This window comes from Ensifer sp. EB106-03-01-XG145 (assembly GCF_058792075.1).
In genome coordinates this window covers 623,230-639,267 of sequence record NZ_JBYTEC010000001.1, presented here as the reverse complement: position 1 = coordinate 639,267, position 16,038 = coordinate 623,230, and the positions used below count along the sequence as shown (strand labels likewise).

Annotated in this window: 15 protein-coding genes; 3 read left to right on the top strand and 12 right to left on the bottom strand. The window is 62.1% G+C overall.

Translation table 11 applies throughout. The annotated features are described in order from the left end of the window. Positions 1-16: 16 nt before the first annotated feature. The 3 genes from AC3WWH_RS03125 to AC3WWH_RS03115 form a co-directional block, all read right to left on the bottom strand. Positions 17-1,162 carry a carbohydrate ABC transporter permease gene (locus tag AC3WWH_RS03125; protein ID WP_058320486.1) on the bottom strand — a complete coding sequence of 382 codons (1,146 nt, stop codon included), beginning with the start codon at positions 1,160-1,162 and terminating at the stop codon, positions 17-19. A gap of 1 nt (position 1,163) precedes the next feature. After that, positions 1,164-2,177, bottom strand: coding sequence for a carbohydrate ABC transporter permease (locus AC3WWH_RS03120; protein ID WP_093231965.1), 1,014 nt, complete (start codon positions 2,175-2,177; stop codon positions 1,164-1,166). A 192-nt stretch (positions 2,178-2,369) separates the two neighbouring features. Continuing rightward, positions 2,370-3,728, bottom strand: a complete 1,359-nt coding sequence (locus tag AC3WWH_RS03115; RefSeq protein ID WP_057251032.1) for an ABC transporter substrate-binding protein — start codon at positions 3,726-3,728, stop codon at positions 2,370-2,372. Between the two features lie 292 nt (positions 3,729-4,020). Here AC3WWH_RS03115 and AC3WWH_RS03110 point away from each other — a divergent pair, with 292 nt between their 5' ends. Continuing rightward, positions 4,021-5,052, top strand: coding sequence for a LacI family DNA-binding transcriptional regulator (locus tag AC3WWH_RS03110; protein ID WP_057251034.1), 1,032 nt, complete (start codon positions 4,021-4,023; stop codon positions 5,050-5,052). A 48-nt stretch (positions 5,053-5,100) separates the two neighbouring features. On the opposite strand, the gene folD is transcribed toward AC3WWH_RS03110, so the two are convergent. Both folD and AC3WWH_RS03100 read right to left on the bottom strand, forming a co-directional pair. Next, positions 5,101-6,000, bottom strand: coding sequence for a bifunctional methylenetetrahydrofolate dehydrogenase/methenyltetrahydrofolate cyclohydrolase FolD (gene folD / locus AC3WWH_RS03105; protein WP_057251036.1), 900 nt, complete (start codon positions 5,998-6,000; stop codon positions 5,101-5,103). Between the two features lie 252 nt (positions 6,001-6,252). Then, the gene (locus tag AC3WWH_RS03100) at positions 6,253-8,262 is read right to left on the bottom strand and encodes a GumC family protein (RefSeq protein ID WP_058320488.1); all 2,010 of its coding nucleotides are present in this window, start codon (positions 8,260-8,262) and stop codon (positions 6,253-6,255) included. A gap of 266 nt (positions 8,263-8,528) precedes the next feature. Between AC3WWH_RS03100 and AC3WWH_RS03095 the strand changes: the two genes are divergently transcribed. Further along, entirely contained in the window at positions 8,529-9,794 is a 1,266-nt protein-coding gene (locus AC3WWH_RS03095) for a lipopolysaccharide biosynthesis protein (RefSeq protein WP_057251040.1), read from the top strand. A 14-nt stretch (positions 9,795-9,808) separates the two neighbouring features. On the opposite strand, the gene AC3WWH_RS03090 is transcribed toward AC3WWH_RS03095, so the two are convergent. From AC3WWH_RS03090 to AC3WWH_RS03080, 3 genes are read right to left on the bottom strand one after another with little or no spacing between them, the layout of a single operon-like run. After that, the gene (locus AC3WWH_RS03090; RefSeq protein ID WP_306341281.1) at positions 9,809-10,702 is read right to left on the bottom strand and encodes a DUF6492 family protein; all 894 of its coding nucleotides are present in this window, start codon (positions 10,700-10,702) and stop codon (positions 9,809-9,811) included. Continuing rightward, a complete protein-coding gene (locus AC3WWH_RS03085) occupies positions 10,699-11,514 on the bottom strand; it encodes a WecB/TagA/CpsF family glycosyltransferase (protein ID WP_244495602.1) in 816 nt (271 codons plus the stop codon). Before AC3WWH_RS03085 ends, AC3WWH_RS03090 begins: the two co-directional genes overlap by 4 nt. Beyond that, positions 11,511-12,749: a glycosyltransferase gene (locus tag AC3WWH_RS03080; RefSeq protein WP_113398843.1), complete on the bottom strand. Its 1,239-nt coding sequence runs from the start codon at positions 12,747-12,749 to the stop codon at positions 11,511-11,513. Before AC3WWH_RS03080 ends, AC3WWH_RS03085 begins: the two co-directional genes overlap by 4 nt. 155 nt (positions 12,750-12,904) lie before the next feature. On the opposite strand from AC3WWH_RS03080, the gene AC3WWH_RS03075 reads away from it, so the two are divergent. After that, the gene (locus AC3WWH_RS03075) at positions 12,905-13,894 is read left to right on the top strand and encodes a glycosyltransferase family 2 protein (RefSeq protein WP_057251114.1); all 990 of its coding nucleotides are present in this window, start codon (positions 12,905-12,907) and stop codon (positions 13,892-13,894) included. Positions 13,895-14,018: 124 nt separating this feature from the next. Here the strand turns inward: AC3WWH_RS03075 and AC3WWH_RS03070 are convergent, their stop codons facing one another. The 4 genes from AC3WWH_RS03070 to AC3WWH_RS03055 form a co-directional block, all read right to left on the bottom strand. Further along, complete coding sequence (locus AC3WWH_RS03070) at positions 14,019-14,585, bottom strand: hypothetical protein (protein WP_057251044.1); 567 nt, start codon at positions 14,583-14,585, stop codon at positions 14,019-14,021. Further along, positions 14,585-14,953 carry a hypothetical protein gene (locus tag AC3WWH_RS03065; protein ID WP_058320491.1) on the bottom strand — a complete coding sequence of 123 codons (369 nt, stop codon included), beginning with the start codon at positions 14,951-14,953 and terminating at the stop codon, positions 14,585-14,587. The genes AC3WWH_RS03070 and AC3WWH_RS03065 overlap by 1 nt, the downstream gene beginning before the upstream one ends. A 14-nt stretch (positions 14,954-14,967) precedes the next feature. Continuing rightward, the gene (locus AC3WWH_RS03060) at positions 14,968-15,519 is read right to left on the bottom strand and encodes a rod-binding protein (RefSeq protein WP_058320492.1); all 552 of its coding nucleotides are present in this window, start codon (positions 15,517-15,519) and stop codon (positions 14,968-14,970) included. Positions 15,520-15,622: 103 nt separating this feature from the next. Next, on the bottom strand, positions 15,623-16,036 hold the full coding sequence (locus AC3WWH_RS03055; protein WP_058320493.1) for a hypothetical protein: 414 nt from the start codon (positions 16,034-16,036) through the stop codon (positions 15,623-15,625). Positions 16,037-16,038: the final 2 nt, after the last annotated feature.

Sequence of the window (16,038 nt, the reverse complement as noted above, 5' to 3'; positions counted from 1 at the left end):
TGGAGGTCCTTGATAGTCAGCCGCCCTTGACCGAGCCCGCCAGCAGACCGCGCACGAGATAGCGCTGCAGGCTGAAGAAGACGATCAGCGGAACGATGATGGTAATGAAGGCGGAAGCCGTCAGGATTTCCCAGTTGCCGCCGCGGGAACCGAGCAGGTTGACGAGCCGGCCGGTCAGAACCAGTTCATCGGGGCCTGCGCCCAGGAATACGATCGCCACCAGCAGGTCGTTCCAGGTCCACAGGAACTGGAAGATCGCGAAGGAGGCGAGCGCCGGGAAGGACAGCGGCAGAATGATCTTGACGAAGATATCGAAATCGCTGGCACCGTCGACGCGGGCGGATTCCATGATTTCGCGCGGCAGGCCGGCCATGTAGTTGCGAAGCAGATAGATCGCCAGCGGCAGGCCGAACCCGGTATGGGCCAGCCAGATGCCGACATAGGTCTTGGCCGGCACGCCCAGGATCGTGCCAACGCCGTTGTAGAGCTTCAGCAGCGGGATCAGCGACATCTGCAGCGGCACGACGAGAAGACCGACGACCACGGCGATCAGGATCGCCCGGCCGGGGAACGGCATCCAGGCAAGCGCATAGGCGGCGAAGGCCGCGATCATGATCGGGATGATCGTCGCGGGTACGGCAACCGTCAGCGAATTGATGAAGGAGCGGCCGATGTTTTCGGCACCCAGCACCTCGGCATAATTGTCGAAGGTGAAACGCGGCGGCGACGACGCCGTCACGAAGACGCGCTGGCCGCGGCTTCCTTCCATCTTCTTGTCGGAAACGATCTCGAAGTTGCCGTCGGCCTGAACGGTCAGCTTTTCGCCGTCGTTGAGTTCGGCGGTTTCGCCGGCCTTGAACGCAGTCGGCTCGCGGCTGTTAAAGCCGAAGGCGGAGATTTGGCCCGGCTGACCTTCGAGCAGGTTGCCGGAGATCACGAACTTGCCTTCGCGCTCGACCTGGCGTTCTGGGCCTGGCGCCCGGACGACGGTGTTCTGCGACGAGGTCGAAAGTGCGGTCCACCAGCCGGAAACGGCGAGCTGATCCTTGTCGCGCAGAGACGAGATCAACAGGCCGGCGGTCGGCAACGTCCAGAGCGCGACGATCAAAAGGACCGAGAGGTGGACGACCCACATGAGGGGTGAGCGTGTCGCTGGATTCATCTCAGTGCCCCTTCATTTCCTTGGCCGCATTGCGGATGTTCCAGACCATGATCGGAATGACGAGGATCATGATGACGACGGCGATCGCCGCACCGCGGCCAAAGTCGCCGCCCCCGCGGAACATCCAGTCGAACATCAGGTTGGCGAGCACCTGGCTCTGCCATTGGCCGTTGGTCATCGCCAGCACGATGTCGAAGACCTTCAGCACGAGAATGGTGATGGTCGTCCAGACGACGGCGATCGTGCCCCAGATCTGCGGCACCATGATCTTGAAGAAGATCTGCCAGCCATTGGCGCCGTCGATGACAGCGGCTTCGATCGTTTCCTCAGGGATGCCGCGAAGGGCAGCGGACAGGATGACCATCGCAAAGCCCGTCTGGATCCAGACGAGGATCGCCATCAGGAAGAAATTGTTCCAGAAGGGCAGCGTGATCCAGGCCTGCGGCGCGCCGCCGAAGGCGACGACGATGGCGTTCAGGAGGCCGATCTGCTCTGCGCCTTCGGGACGGAAATCGTAGATGAACTTCCAGATGACCGCGGCACCGACGAACGAGATCGCCATCGGCATGAAGATCAGCGTCTTGGCGATGTTGCCCCACCAGATGCGGTCGGTGAGTGCTGCGATGACCAGGCCGAAGAAGGTCGCGAGCGCTGGAACGACCAGCAGCCAGAGGAAATTATTGTAGATCGACTGGCGGAACTCACCGTCGTTGACCATCCAGGCATAGTTGCTGACGCCGACGAAGTTCTGTCCGGCGCGATCATGGACGCTGTACCAGAGCGACATGAAGACGGGATAGATAAGGTACACTGTCAGCGCAAGGAGCGCTGGTCCCAGAAACAACCACGGACGGATGGCGTTGGTGATACGCAGATTTCTTGACGCGACGGCACCTGATTTTCCCTTCGACGGGAACATCAGGTCGAGAATGAAACTGGTTCCCCAGAAATAGGCGGCGCAGCCGATGACCCCGCCCAACATGAACCCTGCAGCCTTCAAAAGCTGAAACAACATGACATGTCCCTCCCCCTCGGTGCACGGTCGCGTGCAGGGCTGGCGATTGTCGCCGTTCTCATTGGGGTGCGCTGCTTCTCATAGACGAAGGCGGGAAGCGAACGGAAAACCGCATACACTTTTCCTCTGCCCGCCTCTGCAGCGAACCCGGATCGGCAACGGGCGGCATCGCCGCCGCCCGTCATCCGGTTCTTACTTGATGGCGTCCCACGCCTTCTGCACGCCATCGGCGACATCTGCCGACGACTTGCCGCCGACGAAATCGACCATCCCGGTCCAGAACGCGCCCGCGCCGATCTTGCCCGGCATCAGGTCGGAACCGTCGAAGCGGAAGGTGGTGGCGTTGAGCAGGATCTCGCCCTGCTTCTTCAGCGGCGGGTTGCCGTAGGTGTCGACGTTGACGCTCTTGTACGGCGTGAGGAAGCTCGTCTGCGCCATCCAGACTTCATGGGCGATCGGCGTCTTCAGGAATTCGATGAAGGCGCGCGCGGCCGGCGTGTCCTTGGTGATCATCGCCAGCGTACCGGCGCCGAGCACCGGATTGCCGAGCTCCTTCTTGCTCTCGTAGGGCGGCATGTAGAAGAAGTCGGCGTCCTCGCCGATCTTGGTGCCCTCAGGGAAGAAGGATGGGATGAACGACGCCTGGTGGTGCAGGTAGCACTTCGGCGGCGAGGCAAAGAGGCCCTTCGGGCTGTCGCGGAAGTCGGTGGAGGCAACGGCTGCAGCGCCGCCATCGACGAACTTGTCGTTCTTGGCAAACCAGCCGAACTCGTCGATCGCACCGACGACAGCCGGATCGGTGAAGGGAATCTCGTTCTTGACCCACTTGTCGTAGACATCAGCCGGCTGGGTGCGCAGCATCATGTCTTCCACCCAGTCGGTCGCCGGCCAGCCGGTCGCGCCGCCCGAGCCGAGGCCGATGCACCATGGCTTGCCGCCGTCAGCGGCGATCTTCTCGGTCAGCGCCTTCAGCTCTTCCATGGTCTTCGGCACTTCGTAGCCGGCATCCTCGAAGTTTTCGGGCGAGTACCAGACGAGCGACTTCACGTCGATCTTGTAGGGAAATGCATAGAGCGCGGCATTGCCGTCCTTGCCCTTGTAGGTCGAAAGATCGACCCAGGACTGGCCGGCGGCGTAGTTGTCGAGCAGCCACTTCTGGGTGTCGTCGCCGAGCGGCGTCAGGTAACCCTTGGAGGCGAGATCGCCGATCAGACCCGGCTGCGGGAGGACCGAGATTTCGGCCGGGCTGCCGGCCTGGGTGTCGATGACGATCTGCTGCTCATAGTTTTCCGAGGACGAATATTTGATCTCGGCGCCCGTCGCTTCGGTGAAGTAGGCATAGACGCTCTTGAACAGCGCCTCGTCCTCACCGCGCCAGGGGCCGAAGATCGTCAGCGTCTGGCCCTTGAGGTCATGACCCTTCTTGAACTCCTCGAAGCTCGCCCAGTTGAACTTCGAATCCTCGCCCGGCTTGAACTTGAGGTCAGCGGCGCCGGCAGCACCTGCCAACAGGGCAAACGCCGCCACGCCCAACAGCAATGATCTCTTCACGTTCTTCTCCTCCCAAAGATGAACCCGGATCCCACCGGGCAGACGATGATGCGCGAAAATTCAAAGCGCTTTGAGTTCGCTAACAAACCATTGCGACACGCGAGGAGTCAAGAGATTTCCCATCCCTGTCCTCAATGCGACGAATTTGTGCTTTGCGGTAACGTTTTGCACCGCGCAATGGTTGAATTCCGCTTTGTTGCTCGAAAAACGGATGCTACACCAACCCGAGGCGCTGGGACCAAACACCAAAAATCATACGGATATCCAAAGCGCTTTGGGAGGAATCCTGACCATGGCGGTCAATCTCAAGCAACTTGCGGAACTGCTCGGCCTGTCCCAGACGACGGTCAGCCGCGCATTGAACGGCTATCCGGAAGTGAATGCCGAGACCCGTCAGCGCGTGCTGCAGGCCGTGCGCGAGACCGGCTACAGGCCGAACCGCGCCGCCCAGCGACTGGCCACCGGCAGAGCCTTCTCCATCGGCATGGTCATGCCGATCGCGCCCGGTATCGATTCCGACGTGCACTTCGGCGAGTTCCTGGCGGGGCTTGCGGAAGAAGCGGTCAAGCACGACTTCCATTTCGTGCTCAATCCGAGTGCGCCGGAGGACGAGGAAGTGACGTTCCGGCGGCTGGCAGCCAGCGGCAATGTCGATGCGCTGTTCCTTGCCTATATGCGCGCCAACGACCCGCGCATCGCCATGCTGAAGTCGCTGTCGATCCCGTTTCTCGTCCACGGGCGCTCGATCGGCGAAAGCCGCGACTACCCCTTCCTCGACATCGACAACACCAGTGCCTTCTACGATGCGGCGCGACTTCTCATTCAACTCGGGCATCAACGGATCGCGCTGATCAATGGCCCGGAGTATCTGACTTTTTCCATCCGCCGCCAGAAGGGAATGCTCAGGGCGCTTACCGAACACGGCCTCACGCTCGACGAGGCGCTGGTCGAACATTCGCTGATGACCGACGAGCACGGCTACCGCAGCATGCAGCGCTTCCTACAGCATGCGCAGCCGCCGACCGCGGTGCTCTGCTCCAGTACGGTGCTGGCGCTCGGCGCGGTCCGGGCGATCAACCAGGCGGGCTTGAAAATCGGCGAGGACATCTCGCTGATCGCCCATGACGACGTGCTGCCGATGCTGAAGCCCGAGAATTTCAGCGTTCCGCTGACGACGACGCGCTCGTCGCTCAGGGCGGCCGGAGCCCGGATTGCCACACGGCTGATCGGCGGCATCCTGAAACGGGGCGACTATCCGGAACAGGAACTCTGGCGCGCCGAACTGATCGTGCGCGCCTCGACCGGGCCCGCTCCGCAAAAATGAAAACGCGCCGCAATCGCGACGCGTCTCGTCATTCGATGTGAGCAGGAATTAGAAGCGCGGCGGCCTGCGGCCCGCTTTGCGGTGAGCGGCAATCACGGTGTTGGCCATCAACATGGCGATGGTCATCGGGCCGACGCCGCCCGGCACCGGGGTAATCACGCTTGCGACCTCGGCGGCCTCGGCAAAGGCGACGTCGCCAACCAGCTTGGATTTCCCCTCGCCCTTTTCCGGCGCCGGCACGCGGTTGATGCCAACGTCGATCACCGTCGCGCCGGGCTTGACCCAGTCAGCCTTCACCATCTCTGGGCGGCCAACGGCGGCAACGAGGATATCCGCATTGCGGCAGACGGCGGCCAGGTCCTTGGTGCGCGAATGCGCCGTCGTCACGGTCGCATTGGCGGCGAGCAACAGCGCCGACATCGGCTTGCCGAAGAGGTTCGAACGGCCGATGACGACAGCGTTCAGCCCCGAGAGGTCATCGCCGTGTGTCTGGCGCACGAACACCATGGCGCCGGCCGGCGTGCAGGAGACGAGACCGCCTTCGAGATCGCCCGTCGCGAGCTTGCCGGCATTGACGATATGCAGGCCGTCGACGTCCTTTTCCGGAAGGATCGACTGGATGATCGGCTCGGAGTTCAGGTGCTTCGGCAACGGCAGCTGCACGAGGATGCCGTGAATGGAGGGATCCGCATTGAGCTCCGCAACCAGCGCGGCGAGTTCTTCCTGCGTGGTTGCCTCCGACAGGGTGTGCTGGATCGACAGGAAGCCGCACTCCTTGGCCATCTTGCTCTTCGAGGAAACATAGGCGTGGCTTGCCGGATCGTCGCCGACGATCACGACGGCAAGGCCTGCGCGAACACCGGCATCCGTCTCGAGCGCCTTGGTCGCGGCCTTCACAGTCTCGATGACCGAAGCGGCGACTTTCTTGCCATCAATCACAGTCGTCACGGCATGTTCCTCCTGGCTTCCTGTTCACGCGGCACACTCTAGTTCGCCCGGGAAAAGGCGATGGCCTCAAAGCGCCCTATGCTGTTCCAAACGCATAAATGCAAGAGGCGGCGGCGAGGTTGGCGGATGTTTCGTTCCACCGCGCGGCATTTCCTTTCACGGGTGAGAGGAGAGACGGCTTCGCTCAAAATCATGAGAGAGCGATCGCAACGTCGCACAGTCGGGGAATAGAGCCCACCCGTCGGCGATGGCTTAACCGCGTGCCAGCTTTTGAAGGGAGTAGTGTTCGACGCGGGTTCTCAGCGCTCGAAGATCTTCCTGGACCTTGGCGATTTCGGTATCGTTCTCCGCTTCCGCGTATGGTGGCGTGCGCCGGACCATAGCCCCTTCAGCTTCGCCACGACGCGCAGCGGCGTAGGCGGCTGTCAGCGATTGAGCATGATGCGCCGCTGGGCTGAACGGCGGCGGTAGATCGGACTTGGCAGGAGTGGGATCGGCCTGCGGCTGCTTGCGCGGCGAAGGTTCGGGATCGCCCTCCGGCTCTGGCGGCTCCGGATCCTGATCGCGCCGCGGCTCTGCACCAGGGCCGGCAAACAAACCGCGCATGCTGCGGTAGATGCCGAGCAAAACGCCGAGGCCGAAGCCGGCGAAGAAGCCGGCCATGGTGGCGGCAATCACGATGATCTTGCGCGAAGGACCCTTCGCCTGCAGCGCAGGCTCGGCCTTCGAGATCACCCGGATGTTCTTCGCCGTCAGCTTTTCCTCTTCGCGCGTTTCGCCGGCGCGCTTCAGGAAGGATTCGTAAATTGCGCGGGTGGCCGCGGCTTTCCGCTGCAGCTCACGCAGTTCGACGAATTCGGCGGAAGAATCGATCTGCCGCGCCTTCTGCACCGCAAGCTGCTGCAGCAGGTCCTGCTCGGTGCGCTGGGCGCGATCAAGCTCGGTTCCGGCCGCGGCGGCAATGCGGCGCAGTTCGTTGCCGATTTCGGAGCGCGAGGCCTCCAGCGCCTGCTGGGTGGCGATCCGTTGCGGGTGGCGTGGTCCGAGGCTCGCGTCAAGCGCACTCAATTGCGCCCTGGTCGCGGCAAATTGCTTGCGCAGTTCGGACAGCGCCAGCGAGCTGATTTCCTCCGGATAGGCCCCGGTCAAAACGTCGTTCAGCTGCACCTTGCCGGAGGCTTTCGCTTTCGCTTTTGCTTCGGCGATGCGGTTGCGGGCGGCGGCCACCTGGTCGCTGAGGCTCAGGAGCTGCTTGTCAGCGATCAGCTCGCCGCCGGCGCCGACGATGTCGTAGCTCGCCTTATAGTCCTCGACCGCCTTCTCGGCCGCATCGAGCTCGGCCTTCAATTCCTTGATGCGGACGTCGAGCGCCACCGTTGTTTTCTGGAAGAAGCCGGATTGCGCTGCGGTTTCTTCACCGAGAAAAGTTTCGACCAGCCGGTTGGTGATGAGCGCCGATTTCTCCGGGTTGCGCGTCTGCGCCTCGACCGTGACGATGAAGGTCTTCGGGTCGCGCCAAACCTGGATGGCCTCGCTCAGCTTCTTCAGCATACGGGCGGACGCGTCGCCGCCGGCCTTTCCTGCGAATTCCGGATCCTTCTCGAGGTCGAGGCCGGTTGCAACCTTCTCCATGACGGTGCGCGAGCGCAGCACTTCAAGCTGGCTGTCGACGAGCGCGAGAATGCCTTCGGTCGCCAGCGATTGTTTTGACAGATCGGAATCCGTCAGCCGCACCTCGCGCGGATCGATGTAGAGCTTGCTTTCGGAGACGTAGACGCTGGGTGTGGAAAGTGCGAGCAGTATGCCGCCCACAGCACCGAGCGCAGTCGTCGCAATAATGATCTTGCGCAGTTGCCAGACGGAGCGCAGGACGGTCTTGATGTCGACGAGAGGACGGTCACCGGGTGCGTCAGTGGCGGGCGCGGCTGTCGCCTGGGCATCGTCCCGGCTATCGGTCAACCATTGTACCAGCCTGTCGCCCATGCCGCTCAGGGCGCGACGATGCTTGGCCGTTCCACTCGTTCCCTTCGAGGCATTCTTGCCTATTGTCGGTTGCGCCGCCGAACGGGTCGCCTCGCGAGCGCCGGACTGGCCCGTCGGGCCTTCGGCTGCGGACAGGCGATTGAGCAGAGGAGAATTGGCCGCGGAAGCGCCGGCCACACGGGGCTTTTGCGCGCGCGCGGAACCGCGCGTGTCCTCGGCTACGAAATCGAGCAACGATGCACGCGGAACCGGGCGTTTCTCGTCGTCGATGTTGAACATGACTGATCCCGCGGCTGCCGAGACGGCGAATTCCGAATAGTGAAGCCAACCTAAGGAAACATGGAAAACAAATGGTTAATTTCTGTGGATCGACGCACGCAAACGGGTCAATCTCACGCCTTATTAAGCTTTCCCGCCTATGACGGAAGGCAGCAAAGCAGTTCCAGCAAATGCGACACGCGCCTTGCGCTCGGAACTCAGCATAAACAAAGAGATAGAGCGCTTCCAACGGCCGTGCCGGGAGACGCGCTGTTGGAACGTCGGCCGTGCCTCATCGCGTCAAAGCGCTTTATCTCCGCCACCAGGCGCTGATCCACGCCTATCTCTCCATGACCGGAGGCTCGGCCGGGCGGCTCGTGCTGTCGCTCGTCTACTTCATCGCCGTCGCGAACACGCTTGTCATCGCCGATTTTGGTCTCTTTGCCACAGCGTCAGCAGCCGGCATCATGATCTCGCGCGTGCTTGCCTTCGGCTTCATGTCGCCGCTCTATCGGGTCGCCACCGTAAAGCCCCTGCTGGTCGGGACCTACAGCGCCGGCTTCCTGGTGGGTGCGGTGCTCTCGCTGCCGCTGATCGCGATCATCTGCGCCATCATCTTCCTCGCCCTTTTTTCCCGGGACATGACGGCGAGCGCCTTTTCTGCGTTCATGCTGGCGGAAATCATCTGCTGGCGCGGACTGGAAACCGCGGTCATCGTGCTGAATGGCCTTGGCCGTTTCGGACGCGGGGCGCTGCTCGTGGTGATCGGTACGGCGATCCGCACCGGCGCTGCCTTGCTCTTTACTCTCCTATCCTGGAAGACGCTTGAGGCCTGGTCCTATTTCTACCTGGCTGCGAATGCGCTTGGCCTCGTCGTGGCGCTTTTGTGGTTCTACCCTCGCGTCCGGCTGCGCTGGAAGCCCAGGCTCTATTTCCGGCGCTGGTCCGATTCCGTCTCCGTCGCCGGTGCCGAGGTGCTGTTCTACATTCAGTCGGAATTCGACAAGATCGCCGTGCTTGCCATCGGCGGTCCGGCGGTTTCCGGCCTTTATGCCATCCTGATGCGGCTTGCGGACCTGACGGCGCTTCCGGTGCGGTCGTTCAACACCCTGCTCGTCCAGCGCATCATGCGTACGCCCGAGGCGATCGCGCGCTGGCGGATCAGGTTGTCGATCGAACTCCTGGTGGCGCTGGCTTCGCTTGCAGCCATGGCGGCCATGGCTCTCTATCTCTGGATCTTCCCGAACGGCCTCGGCCGCAACGTATCGGCCGCTGCTCCGATCATCGCGATGATCCTTCTCGTTCCCTCGTTCCGCAACCTGATCGAGTATCACTCCGAACTGCTCTATGCGACGGGCCGGACGGTGCGGCGCATGCTCAACCTGCTGATCGCCGGCGTGGTCAAGGTGGCTCTGCTGGTGCTGTTGCTGCGGACAACGACAGATGTTACCGCCTGGGCGCCGTCGCTCAACGCGATCTTCTTCGCGCTCTACGCCCTCTCCTTCGTCCTGACTTACACGGCGCTCCGGAAGCCGGCTGAACGCGTCATCTGACGCCGGTCGAACCCTCAGGCGGCGAGTTCGACCACCGCCCTGCGGATGTCATCGAGGTCGTGCCCGACGAAGGATTGAACGCCGATGCCGATCTGGTGCGGCTCCATATCCTTCAGGAAGTCCCTGAGGCCGGAGAGGTCCTGCCGGTAGCTGTCCTCGAACCAGAGCACGTGACAGAGCGCGGCATCGGAGGGCACATGCCCCTCCCCGCCGAGTACCTCGTCGACGAAGCGGCCATAGATCGTGCATTCGGAGAAGGCGCGGGTCCGCGTGATCGCCCGAACCCAATTGCGGCCGTGCTGCGCCTCGATGTGGTCGAGCAGCTTCCGGCACGTGTCCGTGCGCCAGGCGATCAGCGTGTTGATGTAGTCATTGGCCGGCAGGTTACAGGGGCCGATGCCGAGAAGGCGATCGGAATGGGCGAGCCATTCGAGATGGTTGGAGCGCATATGCGCGTCGATCGCGCCATCCTTGCGGTAGAGCGTCAGCCGGTCCGCCTGCCAGAGGCTGGCGGGATCGAAGGCACGCAGGAACACGACGTCGGAGTCGACCGCAAACATCGCCGCCTCGTCGATATGCCGCGCGAGCGCCAGGCGACGAAGCTGCTGCGCATGCCAGCCACGCAACGGCAAACCGAAGGGACTGAGCCATACCTTCCTGCGACCGGCGGATAGTGGATCCGTAACCGGATGCAGCCACCAGGGCAAAAGATCGCCCTCGCTGACGACCACCCGCCGCGCGCCTTCGAGTTGCCGAAAGAGCGTCACGTCAAAATCGGCGACCAGCAGATAGTGCTTCCAATCGCCCTGAAGCTTGCGGTCCATGCTTTCGCACATGAGCCGGCAACGCTCGAAATCGTTCGCATAGGACGCTGTGACAACCGCAGTGCGCATGGTCGGACCGTTCACGATGTCCCCGTTCGAAGGTTGGTGTCGGCGATCGTTTCGCGCGAGCGTCCAGACAGTTTGTGCCAGAGGACATGGCACAGGAAAAGCGGGTTTCCGAGAACGTAGCGGCGCCACATTCGCCGCGGTTCCATCGCCAGACGGAAGAACCACTCCAGCCGCAGCCGGCGCAGGAATTTTGGCGCCCGCGGAAACTCCTCCGCGACGAAGTCGAAGAGCGCGCCGACGGAAATGACCAGCCGGGCGTCCTGGGGGCCGACATGGGCATCGACCCATTTCTCCTGGCCCGGACTGCCCATCGCGACCAAAAGGATATCGGCCTTCAACGCACGGACTTCAGCGAGAATCTCCCGGGACCGTTCCCGGTCGAAGAAACCATCGGAAACCGGCAGAAACTCGTGCCACGGTGCGTGCGCCTGGAAATTCTCGGCGGCGCGCGCGAGCACCTTCGGCCTGGCGCCGATCATGGCGATGCGCAGCGGTCTTTCGATATAGGTCAGCAGCGACGGCACGAAGTCCGTGCCATTCAGATTGGCAGGAAACATGCGGCCGTAAAAAAGATAGGAAGCGATATCGACGCCGTGCCCATCCGGAAAGACAACCTGGCGCGCCAGCGCCGCACGGTATTCTCCGTCGCGCATCATCAGGTTGGCATTGTTGGCATTGAGGAAGGCAAGGACCGTTTGTCCGCCTGGCCGCGAAAGCGCTTCTGCAGCAAAGGCGAAAGCCTTCGTCCAGCCGAGATCGACGACCGGCATTCCGAGGATCAGACGCCGCGATAGAGAAACGTTCTTTGTGGCAACGATTTTCGTCACGATCGTCCCCCTTCATGAATCGTCAAGTCCGGCGGCAGCGACGGCCCGTCCGCAGCGCTCGCAGGCGCAAGGCCCGCCAGCACATTGCGCATCACCCGCATCAGCCGCACTTTCTGGGCACGGTGGAAGACCGAGCCGTCAAGACGCTGACGATCGCCGGCCCGCACCTTGGCAACCTTGTTGACCAAGAGGCGCGCGAATTCCGCGGGATCATCGGCCGCGGAGCAATTGTCGGGGATAGCCTCGATGCCACGCAACGACGCCTGCGTCGCGACGCAGGGCATGCCGAGTTCGAAGGTCTCGAGGCTCTTCAGCTGCACGCCGGTGCCGCCACGGCTGATGAGCGGGACGACCGCGCTTTCGGTGACGAAGGCGCGCGCGTCCGGCACCCTGCCTACGAAGCGGACACCGGGATGGGAGACCGTCGGCACGCCATCCATCTGACCGGCGATCGCGATCGTCATATCCTCTGGCAGATGCGGAACGACCTCGGCGAGGAACCAGTCGAGGCCCAGCCTGTTCGGTCGCCAGCTCCATGTGCCGATCAGCCCGAGATCGTGCTGGAGGTCTTGATCAGGTTCGCCGGTCCGAGCCGCCGGCGCGTCCCAACCCGTTACCAGCGGCAGAACGAAGGCACGCTCACTGACAGCGCGGCCGAAACCGAAACGATCTGCCTCGGCAAAAGTCCAGACAGCAACCGCATTGTGCGCCAGGTGCTGCTCGTAGTGTTCGAGATATTGCGCTTCGCGCCGGAAAAGAAAGCGCTCGATGGTGCCCTTTGCCCGCTCGGCACTCTCGAAGGCGGAATCCGCCTCGACATTGTGGGCGACATAGACCGACGGATAGGGTCGGAAGACCTGCGCGAAGGCGGCCGGCAATTGCACCGAATTGAGCACCAACCCATCGAATGGGGCGAGGCTGTCGAGGATCGACTGGATCCGGTTTGCCGATATCGTAAGCATCTTGCCGGATGAAACCGATGTGCGGTTGAGGAAGGCGGTCGCGAGCCAGCGCAGCTTCTGAAGCGTGCCGACCTTGGCATTGGTTACCTCGAGTTCGCCGAGGAGATTCATCTCGCAATCGAGCGCGGGTGTTTGTCCGGGCTGGAGAAAACCGATGACGCTGACCCGGTGACCGAGCGCACGAAGGCCGTCGAGCACGGCCCGGTTGGCGATGTCGAAGCCGGACGCCGGATTGGCGACGGGAACGAGCGAGGAAACCAGGACAAGATGCATTTTGCCACACGTCATGAATGGAGCTGGGCACTTCTTTAACAGCATGGGGTGAAAGAGCGCTTAAAGCCCCCTTTCAAAATCTGCCGTCCGGGTTCAGCATCTGTTTAGGAAGATTTGTTGTATTGCACATCAATTTTGCTTGCACAGGTTTCGCCATGACGTCGACCGGCCAGGACATTTCCGTCTACTTCCGGACAGAGCTGGAGGACGCCGGCGACATCGAACTCGTCGTCGTGCTGCCGACGTTTCGCCGGCCCGAACACGTCGTCAAGTCGCTGAAAACCATTGTTTCCCAGAGGCCTGATGTCTCCTTCGCCACGGTCGTCGTGGAGAACGACGATGAAGGATTGGCCGGCGCTCAGGCCGCCAAGGACTTTTTCCTGGGCCATCCCTCCGAATCGATCGTCATCGTCGCGCATCAGCGTGGCAACTGCCATGCGTACAATGCCGGCTGGTCGATGGCGCTCGAAACCTATCCGAACCTCAAGGCGATCGCGATCATCGATGACGACGAGGTCGCGGCACCCGAGTGGCTCGATTGCCTCATCACGGTACAGGAAACGACGGGCGCCGACATGGTCGGCGGGCCGCAGCTCCCGGTCTTCGAGGGCGACGGCGGGCAGAAGTGGAAGCGCCACCCGGTTTTCACGCCCCACTATGACACGACCGGACCGGTGCCGATCCTCTATTCCTCCGGCAACGTTCTCGTTACCCGGCCGGTGCTCGACAGGATGCCGCGGCCGTTCCTGGACCCGGCATTCAACTTTATCGGCGGCGGCGATGCGGATTTCTACAGCCGCAGCAAGGAACAGGGCTTCTGCTTCGCCTGGGCGGCGGATGCCTGGGTCGCCGAAACCGTGCCGGCGCGCCGCACGAGCGCATCCTGGATCCGGGCGCGCAGCCTGCGCAATGGCGCGATCTCGACGATGCTCGAGCATCGACGCGACCCAAGTTTCGGCGGGCGGATGCGGACCTTCGGCAAATCGCTGGCGCTGCTCGGCGCTTCGATCCCGCGCGGCATCGAACTCTGGAGCAAGAGCGGGCTGGCAAGCGCCGGGCTCTATCATTTCTATGTGGCGATCGGCCGGTTGATGGCCGAGTTTGGCCTCGTCAACGAACAGTACCGCACGCCCGAAAAGAACTGACGGCAATAATGTTCGCAGGCGCGTTTCCAGCAAATGCCTGGAACGGCCTTAGTCTGGAATCTCACAGCGTCAAAATGAGATGGTCGAGGTCGGAAAGCGAATGCAGGCGCTCGCGTTTCTCAGATCAATGCGAGCTGCTTGCGTTGATCGCGCCTTCCGGCAGCTTATCGCCGGCAACATTGCCGTTCTTGTCGACGATCGGAACCGGCTTCTGCCGCGGCACGTTCTGGCTGTTGGCAACGCGCTTGACGTCGTCCTTGGTGAGGTATTCGAGCTGTTCGACGAGCACCTCGGTGATCACCTCTTCGCCGAGCTTCTTGTTCAGGCCATCCTTCACCGTGGTCTTGAAGGTTGGCAGATCGAAGGTGCCGGTATCGGCAACGTCGATGAACTTCGAGCCGACGAGCAGATCGTAAAGCACGTCGGTGACCATCTGCCGGAGCGGAGCACGGAGATTGTTGATCCCCTCCTTGGTCGCAGAGAAGGAAAGCTTCGTGAGGAAATAGCCCTGGACCGAGCCCTCCTTGATCACCGGAATGGTGATCATCTCACCGGGAACATATTGTTCCGACGCGCGACGAGCTGCCTCGCCGTCCGTGACGACGGGCGCCGAAGCGCTTTGCATCGAAAAATAGACCGATCCGAGCGTGACCGCGCAGACCCAGACCCCGGTGAGAATGAGCTTGAGCATCAGAAATCGCTATAGCGGAACTGCGCTTCGGAATAGATGCCGTCCGCATCGGCATCCTGTGCAGCCGTCTTCAGGAGATCGACGACGGAGCGCACCGCTTCGAGATGCGCTTCCACCTTCTGCGAGTTGATCGCCAGCTTGTCACGCAGGTGACGAGCATGCGAGGAGAAGGTCGACGACGTCTCTCCCGGCAACATGTCGCGATGCAACATCGTCAGTTCGTAGAGGCAACGACTCTTGTGCGCGTTCGACGTCTTGATGTCGAATTCCGGGTCGAGACCGATGCGGCTGTTCTCGTTGTCGAGGATCATTTCCAGTCGCCCGAGCACGTTCTGGATCCGGACGTCATTGGATGCCACAGCTTCCATGAATCAACTCCCAATTAAGCTTGCTTGTTCTTGTCGTCTTCAGGCGTAAAGCCGGTCAGCGTCTTGCGCTCATATTCCTGCACGAGGCTTGCGGCGAGGTTTCGGCTGTTGCCATCGAGCGAGGCCTGGACCCGATCGGTCGCGCTGCCGCTCGCCAGCTGATCGGCGATGCCGATGCCGCCGCTCTTCGAGATGACGTCGCCGATCTGCTCGGCCATCATGCTCTTCCAGATATCGCCTGCGTTCCCTTTACCGAACACGTTCTCGCTGTCGGTCGGCAACATCGACTTCACGAAGTTCTGCAGCACCATGGCCTCGAACTTTCGATAGGTTTCAGGGATCTTCTTCTGCTCGACGCGGTTGTTGATATCGCCGAGCCCGGTCGAGCCCTCGGAAGAATTGAGGATGTTGACGGCGGCGGTGAAACCGTTGCCGTTTTCCGCGAGGCTCGTCGCCTTGAAAGCCGCACGATTGGCCTTCAGCCGCGCCTGCGCTTCCTGCACCTCGGTCGGGTCGGCGGCGCGCACGACATCCATCACCAGATCGCTGGGCGGAGAGATGGCCATGACGAATCCTCTCAAAATCGAGCCTGCATCGACCAGGGGCGATGCACAAAGGCAATAGTCGGACCGGCATCGCTCCACCGTCGGAGCATCCCCGGATGGCGTACTATCGCCCGTCAACCTTACCGGAAGCTGGCGCCTGCCCGGTAACGTGTTGATCGATCAGGTCATAGATGGAGTTGTCGGCTTCCTCGCGCTCCTCGGACTGGCGCGCTTCCTTCATGTTTTCCTCGAGCCGGTCGGCCTTTGCCCGCTCCCTCAGCATCCGCGCTTCATGCGTCTGCTGGATGCCGAGCAACATCTGGTCCTTCTGCACCAGACGCCCGACCTGCGAGGAATAGTGGCCGGAGAACATGCGATGCATCGGATGGGCCGAACCCATGGCATCGACGACCACGTCGATCGTCTCGGCCAAGGCCTCGCGTTGGCGCACCATCTCGACATAGTCGGCCTCGGCCATCTGCTCGAGATGGCGCTGGACGGCCACCAGGCGCTTGAGCTTCTGCGAACGCGTCTTCATCT

Coding starts and splice junctions, on each gene's coding strand:
- AC3WWH_RS03125 (WP_058320486.1), bottom strand. CDS start 1,162: ATGAATCCAGCGACACGCTCACCCCTCATGTGGGTCGTCCACCTCTCG.
- AC3WWH_RS03120 (WP_093231965.1), bottom strand. CDS start 2,177: ATGTTGTTTCAGCTTTTGAAGGCTGCAGGGTTCATGTTGGGCGGGGTC.
- AC3WWH_RS03110 (WP_057251034.1), top strand. CDS start 4,021: ATGGCGGTCAATCTCAAGCAACTTGCGGAACTGCTCGGCCTGTCCCAG.
- AC3WWH_RS03100 (WP_058320488.1), bottom strand. CDS start 8,262: ATGTTCAACATCGACGACGAGAAACGCCCGGTTCCGCGTGCATCGTTG.
- AC3WWH_RS03080 (WP_113398843.1), bottom strand. CDS start 12,749: ATGCATCTTGTCCTGGTTTCCTCGCTCGTTCCCGTCGCCAATCCGGCG.
- AC3WWH_RS03075 (WP_057251114.1), top strand. CDS start 12,905: ATGACGTCGACCGGCCAGGACATTTCCGTCTACTTCCGGACAGAGCTG.
- AC3WWH_RS03070 (WP_057251044.1), bottom strand. CDS start 14,585: ATGCTCAAGCTCATTCTCACCGGGGTCTGGGTCTGCGCGGTCACGCTC.
- AC3WWH_RS03065 (WP_058320491.1), bottom strand. CDS start 14,953: ATGGAAGCTGTGGCATCCAATGACGTCCGGATCCAGAACGTGCTCGGG.
- AC3WWH_RS03060 (WP_058320492.1), bottom strand. CDS start 15,519: ATGGCCATCTCTCCGCCCAGCGATCTGGTGATGGATGTCGTGCGCGCC.
- AC3WWH_RS03055 (WP_058320493.1), bottom strand. CDS start 16,036: ATGAAGACGCGTTCGCAGAAGCTCAAGCGCCTGGTGGCCGTCCAGCGC.